This is a genomic window from Sorangium sp. So ce204 (genome assembly GCF_051526795.1).
Lineage (GTDB): Bacteria > Myxococcota_A > Polyangia > Polyangiales > Polyangiaceae > Sorangium > Sorangium cellulosum_B.
In genome coordinates, this window is record NZ_CP150317.1 from 4,083,807 (window position 1) to 4,101,549 (window position 17,743).

At 72.9% G+C, this 17,743-nt stretch carries 12 protein-coding genes and 2 tRNA genes; 6 read left to right on the plus strand and 8 right to left on the minus strand.

Translation table 11 applies throughout. The annotated features are described in order from the left end of the window. On the minus strand, positions 1 to 1,056 hold the full coding sequence (locus WMF22_RS15280) for an aldo/keto reductase (RefSeq protein ID WP_437301566.1): 1,056 nt from the start codon (positions 1,054 to 1,056) through the stop codon (positions 1 to 3). Between the two features lie 156 nt (positions 1,057 to 1,212). Between WMF22_RS15280 and WMF22_RS15285 the strand changes: the two genes are divergently transcribed. After that, positions 1,213 to 2,106 carry a helix-turn-helix domain-containing protein gene (locus tag WMF22_RS15285; RefSeq protein WP_438036218.1) on the plus strand — a complete coding sequence of 298 codons (894 nt, stop codon included), beginning with the start codon at positions 1,213 to 1,215 and terminating at the stop codon, positions 2,104 to 2,106. Between the two features lie 33 nt (positions 2,107 to 2,139). Here the strand turns inward: WMF22_RS15285 and WMF22_RS15290 are convergent, their stop codons facing one another. From WMF22_RS15290 to WMF22_RS15305, 4 genes are all read right to left on the minus strand, one after another. Continuing rightward, positions 2,140 to 3,831 (minus strand): right-handed parallel beta-helix repeat-containing protein, encoded by a 1,692-nt coding sequence (locus WMF22_RS15290; protein ID WP_438036219.1) that lies wholly within the window; start codon positions 3,829 to 3,831, stop codon positions 2,140 to 2,142. Between the two features lie 62 nt (positions 3,832 to 3,893). Further along, a complete protein-coding gene (locus WMF22_RS15295; RefSeq protein ID WP_437299811.1) occupies positions 3,894 to 4,787 on the minus strand; it encodes a LysR family transcriptional regulator in 894 nt (297 codons plus the stop codon). A gap of 155 nt (positions 4,788 to 4,942) precedes the next feature. Then, positions 4,943 to 6,184 (minus strand): putative metal-binding motif-containing protein, encoded by a 1,242-nt coding sequence (locus tag WMF22_RS15300; protein ID WP_437299812.1) that lies wholly within the window; start codon positions 6,182 to 6,184, stop codon positions 4,943 to 4,945. A gap of 77 nt (positions 6,185 to 6,261) precedes the next feature. Further along, a complete protein-coding gene (locus tag WMF22_RS15305) occupies positions 6,262 to 10,830 on the minus strand; it encodes a DUF2339 domain-containing protein (RefSeq protein ID WP_438036220.1) in 4,569 nt (1,522 codons plus the stop codon). A 295-nt stretch (positions 10,831 to 11,125) separates the two neighbouring features. Here WMF22_RS15305 and WMF22_RS15310 point away from each other — a divergent pair, with 295 nt between their 5' ends. Then, the gene (locus tag WMF22_RS15310; protein ID WP_437299814.1) at positions 11,126 to 11,392 is read left to right on the plus strand and encodes a hypothetical protein; all 267 of its coding nucleotides are present in this window, start codon (positions 11,126 to 11,128) and stop codon (positions 11,390 to 11,392) included. Between the two features lie 27 nt (positions 11,393 to 11,419). Here the strand turns inward: WMF22_RS15310 and WMF22_RS15315 are convergent, their stop codons facing one another. Next, a complete protein-coding gene (locus tag WMF22_RS15315) occupies positions 11,420 to 12,307 on the minus strand; it encodes a DNA adenine methylase (protein ID WP_437299815.1) in 888 nt (295 codons plus the stop codon). A gap of 565 nt (positions 12,308 to 12,872) precedes the next feature. Between WMF22_RS15315 and WMF22_RS15320 the strand changes: the two genes are divergently transcribed. Next, positions 12,873 to 13,844, plus strand: a complete 972-nt coding sequence (locus WMF22_RS15320; RefSeq protein ID WP_437299816.1) for a hypothetical protein — start codon at positions 12,873 to 12,875, stop codon at positions 13,842 to 13,844. Positions 13,845 to 14,031: 187 nt separating this feature from the next. Here the strand turns inward: WMF22_RS15320 and WMF22_RS15325 are convergent. Together WMF22_RS15325 and WMF22_RS15330 are read right to left on the minus strand one after the other, a co-directional pair. Then, positions 14,032 to 14,106, minus strand: a tRNA-Glu gene (locus WMF22_RS15325). A 39-nt stretch (positions 14,107 to 14,145) separates the two neighbouring features. Further along, positions 14,146 to 14,219: transfer RNA gene (locus WMF22_RS15330), tRNA-Gln, on the minus strand. Positions 14,220 to 14,837: 618 nt separating this feature from the next. Here WMF22_RS15330 and groES point away from each other — a divergent pair. From groES to WMF22_RS15345, 3 genes are all read left to right on the plus strand, one after another. Then, positions 14,838 to 15,134, plus strand: a complete 297-nt coding sequence (gene groES, locus WMF22_RS15335) for a co-chaperone GroES (protein WP_012235412.1) — start codon at positions 14,838 to 14,840, stop codon at positions 15,132 to 15,134. A gap of 68 nt (positions 15,135 to 15,202) precedes the next feature. Next, positions 15,203 to 16,891, plus strand: coding sequence for a chaperonin GroEL (groL, locus tag WMF22_RS15340; RefSeq protein ID WP_437299817.1), 1,689 nt, complete (start codon positions 15,203 to 15,205; stop codon positions 16,889 to 16,891). A 195-nt stretch (positions 16,892 to 17,086) separates the two neighbouring features. Then, complete coding sequence (locus WMF22_RS15345; protein WP_437299818.1) at positions 17,087 to 17,743, plus strand: Crp/Fnr family transcriptional regulator; 657 nt, start codon at positions 17,087 to 17,089, stop codon at positions 17,741 to 17,743.

Below are 17,743 nucleotides of genomic sequence, written 5' to 3' on the forward strand. Positions count from 1 at the left end.
TCACCTGCCCGAGGCGAGCCTCCGGACGGGGTTGGGCACGTCGAGCCGCGCCGCCGTAGCGCCGTAGACGACCCGCTCGGTGCCGGGATCGCCCAGGAACTCGTAGGGAAAGCCGAGCGGCACGCGGCTCGCCGCGTCGAGCCTCTCGAGCGCCGGGGCGGGCAAGACGACGTCGAGGCAGCCCAGGCAGTCCTGCATCTGCTCGGGCTTCCGGGCGCCGAGGATGGGGATCACCTGCGCCGGGCGCGACCTGAGCCACGCGAGGGCCACCTGCGCCGAGGAGCAGCCGAGCTCCTCGGCCACCGCGTCGACCGCGCGCGCGACGCGCAGGCCCCGCTCGTCCAGGCGCCCCTGGTTCATCGCCGCGCGCGCGGCGTCGTTGCCGCCACCCCGCGTGTACTTGCCCGTCAGCACGCCGCCGGCCATGGGCGCCCACGCGAGCACGCCCAGGCCGAGCCGGGACGCCATCGGGACGAGCTCCCGCTCCACCGTGCGCTCGATCAGGCTGTACTCGATCTCGATGCCGACGAACTGCGACCAGCCCCGGAGCTCGGCGATCGCGTTCGCCCGGGAGACGACCCACGCAGGCGCGTCGGACATGCCGACATAGAGCACCTTGCCCGCGCGCACCACGTCGTCGAGCGCGCGCATGAGCTCGGCCTCCGGCGTCGTCCAGTCCCACGCATGGACCCAGAGCAGATCGATGTAGTCCGTCCCCAGGCGCTTGAGGCTCGCCTCGACGGACTGGACAAGGTTCTTCCTGCCGTTGCCGCTCGCGCTCGGATCGGCGTCGTTCATGGAGAGCGAGTACTTGGTCGCGATGACCCACGCGCCGCGGTCTCCGCGGACGAGCTCACCGACGATCCGCTCGGCGCTGCCGTTCGTGTACTTGTTGGCGGTGTCGATGAAGTTGCCGCCGCGGGCGCGGTACGCCTCGAGGATGCCGCGGCACGCCTCGGCCGAGGCGCCGAAGCCCCAGTCCTCGCCGAAGGTCATGGTGCCAAGGCAGATCTCCGAGACCTTGAGCCCGCTGCCGCCGAGCAGCTTGTAACGCATGTCCATGGTCGTCCTCCTCGGGCGCAGTCGTCGCCCGGCGACCGGCAGCCTAGGGCGGGCGGGAAGGGCGCTATAGAACGCCGCTGCGCTCCCTGGAACCGGGCTGCTGCGTTGACCGGCCCCGCGCCGCGGGCGCATGCTGAGGCCGGCTCTCCGATGATCTCCCGCGTCTCCCGCAGCGCCATCCCGTTCGTCCGCGCCGGCACCCGCGAGCCCATCGAGGCGCTCCGGCAGGCCGAGATCCGCGCGTCGAGCCGCTCGCTGCGCTGGACCGGCATGGTGGCCGAGCTCGGCGTGAACCCGTCCTGGGAGACAGACCACCTCGCCGTCGCCGGCCATTACATCGCCATCAACCTCGCGGACGCGCCGCTGCGCTTCGAGCGAAAGGGCCAGCGCGGCTTCGAGCGCGTGGAGATGCCGCCCGGCAGCCTCTGGCTCCAGCCCGCGGAGGTGCCTTTCTCCCATCGCGTGAGCGAGCCCACGATCTATGGCGCGCTCGTGCTCGACCCCGCGCGGCTCGCGCGGCTCGCAGGGGTGAGGGAGCTGCTGATCGAGCCCTGCGTGGGGCTCGTGGACGCCCAGATCGAGCATGTGCTCCGCGCGCTCCTGGTCGAGGTCTCGCGCGGCGGCGCCACGGGCGCGCTCTTCGCAGACGCGATGCTCTCCGGGCTCGCGGCGCGCCTCGGCGCCCGCCATGCGGTCCGGGCGGAGCGGCCGGCCCGGGGCGGGCTCTCCCCTGCGACGCTGCGGCGCTTGCTCGACTACATCGAGGCGCACCTCGGCGACGATTTCGGGCTGGATGCGCTCTCCGGCGTGGCCGGGCTGAGCCCCGCGCACATGGCGCGGGAGTTCAAGCGAGCGCTGGGGGAGCCGCCGCTCGCCTACGTGACGCGGCGGCGGCTCGATCGCGCGCGCGAGGCGCTGCTCGCCGGCGACCGCCCGATCGGGGAGCTCGCGCGCGCGCTCGGCTTCGCCGACCAGAGCCACCTGACACGGCTCTTCAAGCGGCGGTTCGGGATCACCCCGGGCGCGCTCGCCCGTGCCCGGTGATCGCCGCCCGGCGGCGCGAGGCGCTCGCGGCGCTCAGGGCAGCCGGATGCTGAGGTTGTCTATCCCGTCCGAAGGGCCGTCGAGGGGAGGGGAGCCGAGCGTCCATTTGCGGACCGGCGTGCCCGGCGGCAGCCCTACGTAGTTGTGGCGGTGGCGAGACCCGTTGAGGTGCGCCCGGTTGCCCGTGAAGGCGCTGAGCCCCGCGGGATCCTCGTTCTGGATGCCGTAAAGCGTGTTCCTCGACAGCGTGTTTCCCTCGACCAGCGCGCGCGCGCAGGCCCTCAGCCAGATCCCTTTGCCGTCGTTGTTCGCGGACTGGCAGCCGATGATCCTCGCGTCGCTCTGCCTCTCGAGCAGGAACCCCGCGCCCTTCTGCGGGTCGCCGCGCGACGGACCGGCGTCGACCGGGGGGGCCGGCGGCTGCACGAACAGGGGCGCGCGGTGCACCGTGTTGCCGTCGGCGATGCAGTCGATGAACGCGTTGCCCTCGCCGCCCACGAGGCCGCCCTGCGGATCCGCGAGCGGCGTCGAGGCGATGAACCCGGCCGCGAGCCCGTCGTCCTCGGCGGTCCCGCTCGCGTTCCTGTTCCCCACCGCCACGCAGCGCCTCAGCACCACGTGGCGGGTCGCGTGCAGCGCGAAGCCGCCAGCGGGCGCGCTCGCGCTCGCGCCGTGGTTGCCGATCGCGCGGCACCCCTCGAGAAGCCCGCGGTACACCGCCCTGCCGATGCGAAAGCCGAGCGCGGAGAAGTCCTTGACCGCATCGGCGGAGGCGGCCGGGTTCGCGTTGTAGTTCCCGTCGGCCTCGCACTCGACCATCTCCAGGTTGCTCGTCGTCGAGATGTTGAACCCGCACGCGCGGTTCCCGGTGAGCGTGAAGTTCCGGTTCGCCCTGCAGCGCAGGAATTTGTAGTTCTCTCCCCACCCGAAGAAGCCGGCCGGCTCTCCGCCCGACGTGTTGTCGTGCGCCTCGCAGTCCTCCACGAGCACGTTGCGGCAGATGACGAAGTCGGCGCCGACGACGTTGAACTGCACGCCGCTCGGCTGGGCGCTCGTGTTCGCCGTGCGGTGGAACACGCACCGCTTGACCTGCACGTCGTCGCAGAACAGGACGAGCGCGCCCAGCGTCACGACGAAGTCGAGCCGGCTCGTGTTCTCCGAGCACACGCAGTTGATCATCCGGATCCCTCCGGCGAAGGCGACGCCGCCGGCCGCGTCCCGGGCGCCCATCACGAAGATCCCGCCGTTGCGGCGCAGGAAGCCCGTGTCGAGCGCGCCGTCGCCGCCGCACCGCCGGACGGACAGATCGAGCAGATCCAGCTGGCTGCACGCCCTGGCGGCGATCCCCACCCCCTGGATCCCGAGCACGCTGCCGTTCCTGATGACGAGCCGCGTCCTCCCCTCGGCGAACACGCCCACGTTCCCGGAGACGACCTCGCCCCGGCAAGGCCTCGCGCCCGGGTCGGGGGCGACGACGGGCGCCGGGGGGTCGATCTGCCGCAGCGTCCTGCCGCGCAGGTCGAGCGTGACGTCGTCGCTCGCGATCGTGATGGCCCGGGCGTTCGCGTCCTGCGCCACCCAGTCGACGTCTTCCACGAGGGTGTACACGCCGGGCGCCGTGATGACGAAGGGGACGCGGCGCTCCGGGTCCGGTCCGCCGTTGATGTCCTGCGCCGTGATCGGCGTCGCGTGGAGGCGCGCGCTGGCGCCGGGGAGCTCGCTCATGGTCCTCGGGCGCGAGTCTACGCCGTTCAGCCCGCTCCGCGCCGCGCCGGCGAGCGCGCGCCTCACTGGATCGGCACCGCGCGCAGCGACTCGGCGAGCTTCGCGTAGAGCGAGCTCCGCGGGTCGTCGCGCCGGTAGATGAGCCGGAAATGATCGCGCGCGAGGGGCGCGGACGGCAGGAGCCGCTTCAGCTTGCCGCCGCGGAGCTCGGCGGCGACCATGTGGCGCGGCAGCACGGCGACGCCCTCGCCGGCGAGCACAAGCGCCTTGATGGCGGCGCCGAGCCCCACCCAGCGGTGCCGCGCGAACGCGAAGCAGCCGGCGCCGCCCGCCTGATCCGCGAGGTACCGGAACAGCGGCATGGTCGGGTCGATGTCGAGCAGGCAATGCCGAGACGCGTGCTCCGGGCGGGCGAACGCCTCGCGCCGGAGCAGCTTGGGGGAGGCGACGAACGCGTAGCGCTCCTCGTGCAGCGTCTCCGCCGCCAGGGTCGTGGCGCTCCAGCGCGCGCTGGTGACGACGCAATCGACGCTGCGGTCGTAGAGGCGCCTCAGCAGGTCGTCGGAGGCGCCGAAATAGAGGTGGAGCGTCAGCTCGGGGCGCCGCCGCGTCAGCGCGCCGAGCTGGGGGACGATCCACGACATCCCGAGCTCGAACCGCGTGCCGAGCGTCAGCTCGACCGGCGCGGGCGCGGGGCCCATCGCGCTGCGGAGGCAGTCCTCGGCGAGCGCCAGGCACTGGCGGGCGCGCGGCAGCAAGGCGAGCCCGCGCGGCGTCAGCTGCACCCGGCGCGTGGTGCGCTCGAACAGCGGAGCGCCGACCTGCTCCTCGATCTGCCGGATGCGCTGGCCGAACGCGGCGGGGCTGAGCGCGACGGCGCGCGCCGCGGTCCGGAAGTTCAGCGTCCGCGCCGCGGCCTCGAAGCAGGCGAGGTTCTCCAAGGAAGGGAGCAGCATCGCGGCATCGTATCGTTCTGCGCAACAATCCCGGCCGCAAAATACGGGATCGCGCCGGCCACGGCGCGCGGTTCACCTCGCGCCGCGCCGCGCCGCGCCGCGCCGCGGCCGGCGCGCGTGATCCGGAGGGCTCGGGTCGTCCGGGCCCCGGGGCGCTACCGGGGATCCTCGACGGGCGCGGTCTCGAGCGGGACGGTGCCGCCGTTCGCGACCCACTTGAAGCCGTCGACGAGCGCGGTCGAGTCGCGGATTTCGTCGCCGGTGTCGAAGATCATGAACCGCAGCTTGAGCTCCTCGCCGCCGGTCACCGGGGCCCGCGTGCGCAGCCAGCCAGTCGCGCCGGCGTCGTCCCAGAGCCCGAAGCCGGTGCCCTCGAGCTCGTCCGTCCCGAGCGGGCACTCCTCGCAGACCTCGAAGAAGCTGAGTTTGACGCTGACGGGGTTGCCAAGGCTATCGAACGAGAGATTGCCGTTGAGCGACCCTGGCGGGGCGGGCGTCGCCAGTGCGACGAACTGGTCGTTGAAGCAATTTTCGACGGTGAACTCGGGGTATTCGAAGGTGTAGAACTTGAACGCGAACTCGTAGCCTGTCGCGTTCGTCGGCGCGCGGATGACGAGCTCGAGGGCGATGTCGTCGTGGATGTTTACCGAGGGAGGGCACCCGGGGGCGCTTTGCGGGAAGCCGGGCGGCGCCACGCCCAGCCCGTAGTTCGTGCAGCTATCCGCGTTGCACGCGCCCGGCCACCCGGCGATCCGGGCGCGACCCGAGGACAGGACGAGCAGGCGGGTCCCGCCCTGAGGGCGCACGTTGGGGCCGAAGGAATCGAGCACGCCCACCGCGGGCGAGGGCTCCGCGGGCGAGCCGTCGCCGCGTACGTACTGCGCGCTCAGCACGCCCCACTTCCTGTCGCCGGGCGACGCCTTGGCGCAGAGGTCGATCGCGTGGGCGCCGTGGATGGCGTCGAAATCGGCAGGAGCGATGTTCCTGTCGCAGGCCGGCGGCGCGTTGTCGATCACGCCATCGCAATCCTCGTCGGCCGGCTCCGGCACCGCGCCGCTCGGGTCGGGCTCCGTGATCACGACCTCGACGGCGCCTGGGTTGACGTTCGTGTCGCCGTCATTGCAGTCGCCGTCCTCGATGGTGAACCCGTCGCCGTCCTCGTCGGGCGACGGGCCCTCCTCCGCCGGCGTGCCGCCGCCGAAATCAGCCCAGGAGCCCGTCGACTCCACCCGTCCGCCGGCGCCCGTCTCCGCCGTCGTGGCGCTTGTCGCGCCCCCGCCGCCGCCCTCGCCAGGCGCCTGCTTGTCGCGCGGCGTCGCGGAGCACGCGCCCGAGGCCCAGAGCGCCGCCCCGACGCTCGCGCAGAGACCCAAGTAGACGAAGCGCCCGCCGCTCATGGTGCATCCACCTCGATGGTTGGTCCGGACCGCCGGAGCGCCGCGTCCCCGGCGACCCACGGCAACATGCGAGCACATCACGGCCTGGGCTCGCTGTCTTCTGTTCGCTGCTGCGGCGGCGGCGCGGGGTCGTCGGGCGGCGCGCCTCGCTCCTGCCGCTCCTGCTCCCGTTCCCCTCGCCTGAGGAGCCGCGCGGCCCACAGCGAGAGCGCGAGCAGCCCGACGGCCAGCGCGCCCCCGATCGGCGCGCGGTGCCGCTCGGTGAACGGAAGGTCGCGCGCGACCGGGGCGGCGCCGAGCTCCGGGTTCGCCGCCGCGGCGCCGAGCCTCGCGGCGGGGGGACGCTCGCGCACGGTGGGGTCGAGCAGGTCGGCCAGATCGTAGCTCGGGCGCTTGCCGAGCGCGTCGCCGACGTAGAGCCAGTGCGGGCCCGGCCGCGCGGCGCGGAGCACGATCTCGCGCGCCCGCACCTCGCCTTGCGCGCCCGAGAGGGAGAGCGGCGCGGAGTCACCGTCGTGGATCGTGAGCCGGAGGAAGCGCTTCCGGGTGGGGCTCAGGGGGATCCGCGTCGACGCGAGCGAGGGCCCTGACCCGCCGTGCGGCCGGATGCGGTGGATCATGCCGCTCCCCACGGCCGGCCAGACGGCGCGGTACGTGGTCGAGGCGACGTCGACGCGGCGGCTGAACTCCGGCGTGGCGACGTCGAGGAGGACGGCCTCCAGCGGCGCGCCGTCGGCGCCGGCGTCGAGCGTGACGAGCGTCGTCTTCGCCTCGCTGTCCCGCTGCGTCTCGACGATCGCGAGCGGCAGCAGCGCGGGGGACTCGGCGGGGGCCTGCGGCTCGCACGAGACGGCGCCGCCCGTGATCCGGACGTCCGCGGCCGCGTCGCGCGCCGGGGCGCCCTCGGGGACAAGGCGGATCCGGACCAGGGCGGCGCGCGAGAGGGGATAGCGGACCGACAGGTGCTCGACCGTCTCCGAGCCCTGGGGGATGCGGTACACGTGGGCGCCGCGCGCGACCTCGCTGAGCGCCCTCGGATCCGCGCCGGTCTCGACCCGCGCCTCGCGGAGGAAGCTGCCGCCGGTGACGCTGAGCTCGACGCGGCAGTGGCGCGTGCCGGGCGCGTCGAGCGCCCAGGTCGCGTGCGCCACGCCGGCGGCGTCGACCCCAGGATCGAGCATCGTGGCCGCGATCCGCCCGGACGCGTGCGCGGCGCCCGGCTCGCGGATCACGTAGGGCACCTCGGCGCCGTCGGGGCCTGCGATGCGGACGTCGGCGAGCAGCTCTTCCGCGCGGCTCTCGCGGTAGAGGTCGAGATCGACGTCGACGCGGCGGTCGCCGGCGGCGTCCACGCCCTCGATGGGACGGACGAGCGCATGCCTCTCGGTCGGGAGCGCCGCGCCGGTCTGCGCCTCGGCGGGCCGCGCGAGGCCCATCGCCGCGAGCAGCGCGAGCGGCCCGGCCGCGCCCCGCGATCCGGCGCGCAGGAGCGTCACGAGGCGCCGGCCGAACCGCGCGTAGAGGAACCCTCCGCCGACGAGCAGCGCCCCGACGCCCGTGAAGAGGGCGATCTGGTAGATGCGCTCGACGTGCCAGACGTCCCAGGTCACGAGCTTCGCGATGGTGACGGCGAACAGGGAGAGCCCGGCGTAGCGATGGAAGGCGTCGCGCGCCGCGAACCCCGCGGTGAGCAGCGCGATCGCCGCGAGGGCGAGCACGAGCGTCGTCGCCATCGCGAGGCCGCCTTGCTGGCCCTCGAGGGCGGCGCGGTGCTGCACGGTGAGCTCGGCGAACTCGGCCGCGTCGAGCGGGGCAGGAGGGGCGGCGGGGAGCGCGGTGATCGCGCTCCGCACCTCGAGGACGACGGTCGTGATGAGCAGCGCATACCCTGCGGCCAGCGCCGCCGCCGCGGCGCCGCGCAGCTCGGCGCGCGCGGCGTCCGGGGGGCGGGCGAACGCCGCGCGCGACAGCAGCCGCCCCGCGGCGAGCAGGGCGGCGCTCACGCCCGCGAACGCATAGGTCCTCGCGTTGAGCAGGACGGGGACCGCCATGGTCCCGTCGCGGCCGTGCGTGGCGAACCAGGTCGTCACGAGCGCCTCGGCCTCGGCCCGATCGACGACGAGCGCCCGCCCGAGGGTGGCGGCGAAGAGCAGCAGGGTGACGGCGAGCCAGGCGCGCTCGCCGGTGCGCGCCGCGATCGCGGCCGCCACGGCCGCGAGGATGCTCCAGACCACGGTGACCGTCGCGCCGCCGAGCCCGAACGCGACGGCCGCGGCGAACAGGGCGAGCGCCTGTCCGAGGAGCAGGGCGACGCGATCGGCGGGGGGCGCGGCGCCGGGGCGGGTCACGCCGGCGCGGAGGAGCGCGGCGCCGAGCGAAAGGTCCAGGGCGCCGGCGCCCGCGGTGAGCAGCGCGCGGAGCGTCGGCGTGTCCTCCGGCGTGGCGCCGAGCGCGGCCGCGACGAACCCGAGCGTGGCCACGCACGCGGCGAGCGCGTCGGACCACGAGAGCGCCGGCGCGCCGGGCTCGCGCGCGCGCCGCGCCGAGGCGCCCGCGGCGCCGAGGAACACCAGCATGACGAGCGCTGATGCGCCGAGGAACCCTGCGTTGACGGCGTTGACGGCGTTGACGGCGCTCACGGCGTCGACGGCATCGGCGGCCGCCGAGGCGCCCGCGTCCGCAGGCGCGCTCGCGAAATGCGCGGCCGCCGCGAGCGCGCCTGCCGAGACGATCGCCGCGGCGAGGAGCAGGGCGGGGAGCGCGGCGCGCGCGGCCGTCCACGCCGCGAGGGCGGCCGCGCCCGCGAGCGCGAGCGCGAAGAGCGCCGCGTCGGCCTCGACCAGCAGCATGCCCGCGGTGCAGGCGAAGAGCGCCGCGCCGGCGGAGCACGCGACGGCGGTCTTCCGATCGAGCTGGCGCGCGAGCCCGGCGCCGCGGAGCCACCCCGCGAGGTAGACGAGCGTCCAGGCCGCGACCAGCGCGACGAGCGTCGTCCGGTGCGCGGCGGGCGCGTCCGCGAACGTCGCGGCGAAGGCGAGGAAGGCGGCGCCCATCGGCGCCAGCAGCCAGGCGCTCTCCTCCGGCGCGCGCAGGGCGACCAGCGCCGCGAGCGCGAGCGCGATGGCGGTGGCCGTGAGCGCGCGCGGCGCGTCGAAGAGCAGCGCGGCCGCGCCCGCGTGGGCGAGCACGAGCGCGGCGATGCTGGTCGCCGTGGCGTCCGCGCGCGCCGCGACGCGGAGGACGCCGGTCGCTGCCGCGCCGGTCGCTGCCGCGCCGGTCGCTGCCGCGCCGGTCGGTGCGGCGCTTCGATCGGGGATCGAGGCGGGCGCGCGGCGCAGCCACAGCGCGCGCAGGACGCCCTGCGCCGCGGCGAGCGCGACGAACGCGAGGGGCGCCGCGCGCGCGGCGAGCGGGAAGTAGGGCCCCGGGAGCGCCTGCGCGGGCGAGTCGAGCCAGGGCGCCGCGTCCGGGTCTCCGCCGGCCGGGGCGGCGCTGGCGTCGAAGTGCGCGGCGTACCAGCCCCAGAACAGCGCCGCGTGGCCTGCGATCGCGAGCCACGGCGCGACGCGGAAGCCGAGCCTCGCTGCGACGGCGTGGGTGACGCTCGTCATGAGCAGGAGGTAGCCGAACAGGACGAGCGGCCGGTCCTGCCCCGTCGACAGCACGACGGGGTTGAGGAAGCCGGCGACGAGGCTGAGGATCAGGATGGCCTCGCCGCGGTGACGGAGCGCGAGGCCGGCGCCGAGCAGGAGGAGCGCCGTGTCCGCCGCGAATGCCGCGGGGATCGGGACGAGCTCGTACAGCGCGGCGCTCGCCCACACCGACGCGATCAGGACCGAGAGGCCGAGGCCGATGAGCGTGTGGACGAAGCGACGCTGCGCGCGCCCGCGGAGCACCTCGGCGATGGCGAGGAGCGCGGCGCCGGTCGCGGCGCCGATCGCGACGCGCCCGAGCGGCCCGATCCAGGCGTTGTCCGAGGCATATTTGAAGAAGAAGAGCGCGCCGAGCAGGAAGGTGGTCGCGCCTGCGCGGGTGAGCCAGGTGAGGCCGAGCCGCTCCTCGATGGAGGGTCGCTCCGGGGCCTCGCGGCGCGCGGGCGAGCCGGCGCCGAAGGCGCTCGCGTCGAGCGTCGCCGCGGGGCGAGGCGCGCGAGGCACCGGAAAAGCAGCGGGATCCGGGAACCCGACCGCGGGGGGCGCCGCGGCCGCCGCGTCGGCGGCCGCCATGGACGCGACCGCCGGGGGCGCGGTGGCTGTCGGATGCGCGATCTCGGGCGGCGCGCCGGCGGTCGCGATGTCGAGCGCGGGCGGCGCGCCGGCGGTCGCGATGTCGAGCGCGGGCGGCGCACCTGCGCCCTCGGCGTCGAGCGCGGGTTGCGCCGCCGCTGGGGGCGGGATCGCGCCCAGGGCAATCCGCTCTTGCTCCAGGCCGTGTGTGCTTCGTGGGCTCTCCGCCGCTGCGGTGAGCGCTGCGCGGCCGCGCTGCCCGGAGAGCTCGGCCACCCGGTGCTCCAGCGCGTGGATCCGAAGCAGCAGGTCCTCGTTGCGCCGGTTGGCCCGGACGGCGAACACGAAGGCGACGAGCGGGGCAACCAGGAGATAGGCGACGAGCGCGAGCCCGAAGAAAACGACGATGCCTGCCCCCATACATGCTTCGTAGCATGGGGTGCGCGTCGCAGGCGCCGCCCGTCCGCGCGACGATGCCTGTGCTGTTCACGCTGCTCGCGCCGACGGCCCCATCGGAAGGGGAGGACCTTTCGGCGCGCGCTGGGATTCGGGTAAGGTGCACCCGCATGAGGAACACACGCCTGCCTGATCGCCGCGCGCCGGGCGCCTGCTATCTTCCCCGTGTTCCCGGACGGCGGCGTTGCTCGGGGGGGGAGCGCGGCCATTCGGGAACAGTTCTTCTGTCCTCTCGGCCTTCTGCGGCGGAGACATCGCGATGGTGAAGCACCCGACCGTCTCTGCATGGCAGCGGGATCACGAGGAAGGTGGTTATACGGCCGAGTTGCACGGCTGGACCTTGCGGGTCCGCTGGATACCCGAGCGCCCGGGTGAGGTCCGCGGCTTCGTGTGGGAGGCCGTCGATCCCTCGGGGAACAAGGTCACCTCGCGCGAGATCCACGAGGAGATCGAGGTGGCGATGGCGTACGCCGAGGAGCGCGCGGCCCCCGATCCGGGGAAGCGCGAGGGGAAGACCGTCGATTGAGCCGCGCGCCGCGCGGCGGCGCCGGGCTCAGCCCGCCTTGTCTGCGGGCGCCGCCTTGCGGCTCCGCCTGGCCCCGTAGTTCCGGATCACGATCTCCCCCACGCGGCCTCTGGCGTCGCTCTTCGCGTTGATGCTCCGGAGCGCCGCGACGCGGTCGATCTTGAACCGCTTGTAGAGCGGCGGGATCTCCGGAACATCGGAGTTCGAGAGCATCACCTGGACGCCTCGCCCGTCGAGCTCCGCGAAGAGGGCGGCGAGGCGCTCCTGGTCGTGGAAGCCGAAGCCGCGCGCGCTGTAGGACGTGAAGTTCGCGGTCGACGAGACCGGCGAGTACGGCGGGTCCAGGTACACGAAGTCGCCTTCCTGGGCGTGGTCGAGCACGCGCTCGAAGTCGCGGACCTCGATCTCGACGCCCTGCAGCGCCGCCGAGCAGGCCCGCAGCTGGGGCGGGTTGCAGATGGCCGGCTTGACGTAGCGGCCGAAAGGCACGTTGAAGCGGCCGGCGCTGTTGACCCGGTAGAGCCCGTTGAACCCCGTCTTGTTCAGGAAGATGGTCCGCGCGGCGCGCTCGGGCAGCGTGAGCGAGGCGGGATCGACGTCACGAACCTTGTAGTAGTGCGCCTCCTCGTAGGTGTGGCTGCCCAGCGCGGCGATCACCTCGTCGACCCGATCGCGCACCGCCCGGTAGCAGTCGATGAGCTCGGCGTTGACGTCCGTCAGCGTCGCGCGCTTCGGCTGCAGGCAGAAGAAGAGCGCGGCCCCTCCCATGAAGGGCTCGAAGTAGCGCCCGTAGGACGCGGGGAGGAGCGGCTGGAACTGTCGGAGAAGCTGCCCCTTGCCGCCCGCCCATTTGAGGAACGGGCGGGGCGTCACGGGCGCGTCGTCGTCGGGGTCGGTGACAAGGGCGGTGGTCATCGCGCAATACTGGACGCCAACCTACCAGGGCGCGCGATCGTCCTCAACCGCCGAAGGCCGCCGCGAGCGAGCGCGCTCGTCCGACGCGTCCGACGCGTCCGACGCGTCTCGCCGGTCCGCCCCCGACGCCCGGGTGCCCGGGGCGATGGGTCTCTCCAGGCTAGGTCGTTCTATGTCCATGTCGCGGCCCCGTCGGGCGGCGATGTGCCTTGAGGTCGACGGTGGATGTTGGCCTGATTCATCAGTGATTCCGGTTGCTTGTAAGCATGCATGAGCGTGCGTGTCCCGGCTCTGGCGCTGCCCGGATCATGGCATGTCGCCGCTTGCGCGATCGCCGAGCAGGGATAAGTTGAAGTCTCGACACGCGGGCTGGACAGCCGCTGGTGGAGCGGAGTCCTCCCGCATTCGCGCACCGTCGCGTCAGGCCATCTCGCCGGTGGACCTGCGCGGCGCGGCAGGGGCTCGCTCGTGCGCTGGGCGCGGGCGTCCCGCGCCGGGTGGTGGCTCCTCGAGGGGCCGCCATGCGTGGAAGCCGCCGTTGCTTCTCGACAGGAGGGATGCCGCCATGATGCTTGCCTTCGACCTCGATCGCGACGACGCCCCGCAGCAGCGCGGCCCCGGTCCTGCGGACGGACCGGGTTGTTTCGGTGAAGCCGCGGACTACCGTGCTCAGCGGATCCTGTACGCCGCCCGCGACTGGATCGGCGAGCAGGACGGCATCACCACCGACGGTCGCTCGCTGATCCTGCTGCACGCCCAGCGGACGCCGCCGGAGCGGCGCGAGGCGCTCGTGCGCTGCTTCGAGCGCGTGATCCTGCACGCCCCCCGGCCGGAGCTCGCTGCGCTCTCCGCGTCGCTGCGCCAGGCGGGGCTCTCCGTGGACGAGGACCTCTCGGTGATGGGCGCCCCGGCCGGCGAGGTGCGCGCCGCCGTGCAGGGGCTCAGCCGGTTTCGCACATTCCCCCCGGGCCTGCGCCTGTCCAGGGTGTCGCCGGACGACGACGAGGCGTCGATCCGCGCGATCCAGGAGCTTCAGGCCGAGAGCGGCCACGCGCCGCTCCCGGGGTGGACCCTGCGCGGCGGCGAGGGGCGCTCCTTGACGCTCGCGCTGCGCGACGGCGCGGGGGCGCTGATCGGCTGCGCCACCCTGTGTGTCATGACGCGGCCGCAGCCTGCCGAGATCGGCGGGCGCGAGGCGCTCGCGCAGCTCGGGCTGCTGGGCGCCCCGCCGCTCTGGATCTCCGACGTGGGCGAGGCGCCCTCGTGGACGGCCATGCCGATCTGCACCTCGCTGCGCGAGGACCACCGCGGGCGGGGGCTCGGGGCCCCCCTGCAGGCGGCGGCGCTCCGGGAAGGGCACGATCGCTTCGGGATCCGGTGGTTCTACGCGCTCGTCAGGGCCGGCGACGAGATCGCCAAGCGCATGAACGCGCGTTGCGGGCTCGCCCCGCACCGCGCCGAAGGGTTCCTCGTCGCGTCGGCGGTGCCCCCCGAGAAGCCCCGGCGGCCGGCGGACGGCCGCCGCGGCTCAGGCTGACAGCACGGGCGCGAGGAGAAAGCGCCGCCGTCCTGGCCGAGGAGCCACAGGACACAGGGCGACGCCTCGCCCGCGAGGCGCCGGCGGAATCTGCGCGCTCGCGCTCGTCGATGACGCTGCGCTTCGCGTCGTGCTCGACGCACGACATGGGACGGAAGCAGCAGGAAACGAGGCGACTGGGGTGAAGTGGCGATCCCAGCGGGAATCGAACCCGCGTTACCGGCGTGAGAGGCCGATGTCCTAACCGCTAGACGATGGGACCTTGTTCTGTGGAAAAGACCGACAGCAGAGCTGAGCGGCCTGGCTGGGGGACAAGGATTCGAACCTTGATAGCAAGAGCCAGAATCTTGCGTCCTGCCGTTAGACGATCCCCCAAGGGGTCAGCGCCGTGTTCATCAGCGCCACGGGCCGCGGAATCTACTCGGGCTACCTGGATTGTCAAGCGATCAAAATCGGGCCCGCCGAACAAAAATGCTCGCCGCCAAAAATCGCCCAACTTTCGCGTGTTTCGAGCGCTCCGCGGGGGAGCGAGGCGCCTCGCCCTGCCCAACTCCTCGCTCAACCCGCTCCGCCCTCGTTGCATGCCGTCCGTTCTCGTCGCTCGTCGCTCGTCGCTCGTCGCGCTGCTGTCGTTCGCGCTCTCTCCATGATCCGTCCAGGTTGTCTCCGCGCTGTCAGAGGGGGCTCATCCCTGAGGAGCCTCCACGATGTCGCGACGCTCGCCGTCGTTTTTCCAGACATCTCAGCTTTGCCGTTCGGGACTTTTGGCCCCTGAGCCCCGGAAAAGTCGCCGCTCCCTGCTGCGTGCCCTTGACGCGCCGGGTGACTGATTTACTTTCGGCCGCGGTTTAGCCACCGGCCTAGGAGAGTGCCAAGAGACTGCGATCTCGGGCACTTAGCTCGTGTCGCGCGGGCGGAACGCCCCAGCGGGGGGCGAACGGGACCTCCGGCGAGCCGATGGTCAGTCAACAAGCCGAGGACGAGGGAGCCAGCATGAAAATCAGGCCGCTGCAGGATCGGATTGTCGTCAAGCGCGTCGAGAGCGAGACGAAGACCAAGGGGGGCATCATCATCCCCGACGCCGCGAAGGAGAAGCCGATCGAGGGGCGCGTCGTCGCGGTGGGCAACGGCAAGGTCCTGAAGGACGGCAAGGTTCGCCCGCTCGATGTGAAGGTCGGGGACAAGGTGCTGTTCGGCAAGTACAGCGGCACCGAGGTGAAGCTCGACGGCGAGGAGCACGTGCTCATCCGCGAGGACGACGTGCTCGCCGTGACCGAGTCCGCCTCCTGAACCAGGTCCGAGGCAACCGAACGCAAGCGTTAGTACACGCGGCCGCGCGGCCGCGAGGGGATTGAGAGATGGCTGCGAAGCAGATCGTTTTTAGCCGCGGCGCCCGCGCCGCGATCCTGAAGGGCGTGAACACGCTCGCCGATGCGGTCAAGGTGACCCTCGGGCCGAAGGGGCGGAACGTCGTCATCGAGAAGAGCTGGGGCTCCCCGGTCGTGACGAAGGACGGCGTCACGGTCGCCAAGGAGGTCGAGCTCGCCGGCAAGCTCGAGAACATGGGCGCCCAGATGGTGCGCGAGGTCGCCTCGAAGACCAGCGACAAGGCCGGCGACGGCACGACGACGGCGACGGTGCTGGCGCAGGCGATCTTCGGCGAGGGCCTCAAGCTCGTCGAGGCCGGCCACAACCCGATGGATCTGAAGCGCGGCATCGACGCGGCGGTCGCGAAGGTCATCGAGGCCGTGCAGAAGGCCGCCAAGCCGACCAAGGACAAGGACCAGATCGCCCAGGTCGCCACGGTCAGCGCCAACGGCGACAAGGAGATCGGCCAGATCCTCGCCGACGCCATGGAGAAGGTCGGCAAGGAGGGCGTGATCACGGTCGAGGAGAACAAGCGCATGACGACGGAGCTCGAGACCGTCGACGGCATGCAGTTCGACCGCGGCTACCTCTCGCCCTACTTCGTGACCGACCCCGAGAAGATGACCGCGGTGCTCACGAACCCGCTCATCCTCGTGCACGAGAAGAAGATCTCGGCCATGGCCGACCTCCTGCCGCTGCTCGAGCAGGTGGTGAAGCAGGGGCGCGAGCTGCTCATCCTCTCCGAGGACGTCGAGGGTGAGGCGCTCGCCACGCTCGTCGTGAACAAGCTGCGCGGCACGATCAAGGTCGCCGCCGTGAAGGCGCCCGGCTTCGGCGATCGCCGCAAGGACATGCTGAAGGACATCGCCATCCTCACGGGCGCGACGCCGTTCATGGAGGATCTCGGCCAGAAGCTCGAGAGCGCCACGCTGCGCGACCTCGGGACGGCCAAGCGGGTCGAGATCGACAAGGACAACACGGTCATCGTCGACGGCCAGGGCGACAAGACCGCCATCAAGGGCCGCATCGAGGCGATCCGCAAGCAGATCGCGGACACGACGAGCGACTACGATCGCGAGAAGCTCCAGGAGCGGCTCGCGAAGCTCGCCGGCGGCGTCGCGGTGGTGAAGGTCGGCGCGGCGACCGAGGTCGAGATGAAGGAGAAGAAGGCGCGCGTCGAGGACGCCCTGCACGCGACCCGCGCGGCCGTCGAGGAAGGCATCGTGGTCGGCGGCGGCGTGGCCCTCTTCCGGGCGGCCGCCTCGCTGGAGTCGCTCAAGTTCAACGACGAGCGCGACGTCGGCGTGCGGCTCGTGCGCCGCGCCGTGGAGGCGCCGCTCCGCCAGATCGCCCAGAACGCGGGGGTCGACGGGACGGTGGTCGCGGAGAAGGTCCGGTCGGGCGCGCCGACCTTCGGCTACAACGCCGCGACCGACTCGTACGAGGACCTGCTCGCCGGCGGCGTCATCGATCCGGCCAAGGTCGTGCGGCACGCGATCTCCAACGCGGCCAGCGTCGCCGCGCTGATGCTCACGACCGAGGCCCTCGTCGCCGAGAAGCCCAAGAAGGAGAAGGCGGCGGCCGGCGGGGCTCCCGGCGGCATGGGCGGCATGGGGGGTATGGGCGGCATGGGCGGCATGGGCGGCATGGGCGGCATGGGCGACTTCGACATGGGTTGATCGCCTGTCCGCGCCGCTCTCGGGCTGCCGCCGCCTCCGCGCGGCGCCGGCCCGCCGAGCGCGCTGCCCCGACGAAGCGGGCCGAGGGGTCCTCCAAAGCATGCTGGCTTGGGGGGCCCTTCGCGTTTTGTGAGCGCCAGCGCTCTTGCCCGGGTTTTTGACCCGCGGTCACGTGGGGCGCTAGACTCCAGGGCAATGTCGGAGTCGTCGTTCGCCCGCTATGGCCGCGAGTACGTGCCGGGCGACGTGCTCTTTCGTGAGGGGGACTCCGGCGACGTCATGTTCGTCATCCAGTCGGGCGCCGTGCGGATCACGAAGTCGGTCGCCGGCGAGGACAAGGTGCTCGCGGTGCTCGGGCCCGGCGAGTTCGTCGGCGAGATGGCGATCTTGAACGGCAAGCCCCGGAACGCGACGGCCACCGTGAGCGAGCCGTCCCGCTGCCTCGTGATCGACGCGCGGAAGCTCGGGGTCATGCTGCAGCGCGACGTCGAGATAGCGCTCCGCCTCCTCAAGAAGCTGGCGAAGCGGCTCGACGCGGCGAACTCGCTCGTCGAGATCCTCATGCACCGTGACCCGAAGGCGCGCGTGATGCTGGCGCTCGCGCGCCACGCCGAGGCCTTCGGGGAGGAGACGCCCGAAGGCATACGCGTCCGCTCGTCCCCCGAGGACATCGCGCGTGAGGTCGACGTCGAGCAAGAGACGGTGGACGAGGTGATGAAGCGGCTCCGCCGGCTGAAGCTCCTCTCGTACGGGCCGCCTGCACCCGCGGCGATCATGGTGACCGACATGCGCAGGTTCCGGGAGTTCATCGAGTTCCTGGACATGCCGCAGAAGTTCGGCGGAGAGAGCTGA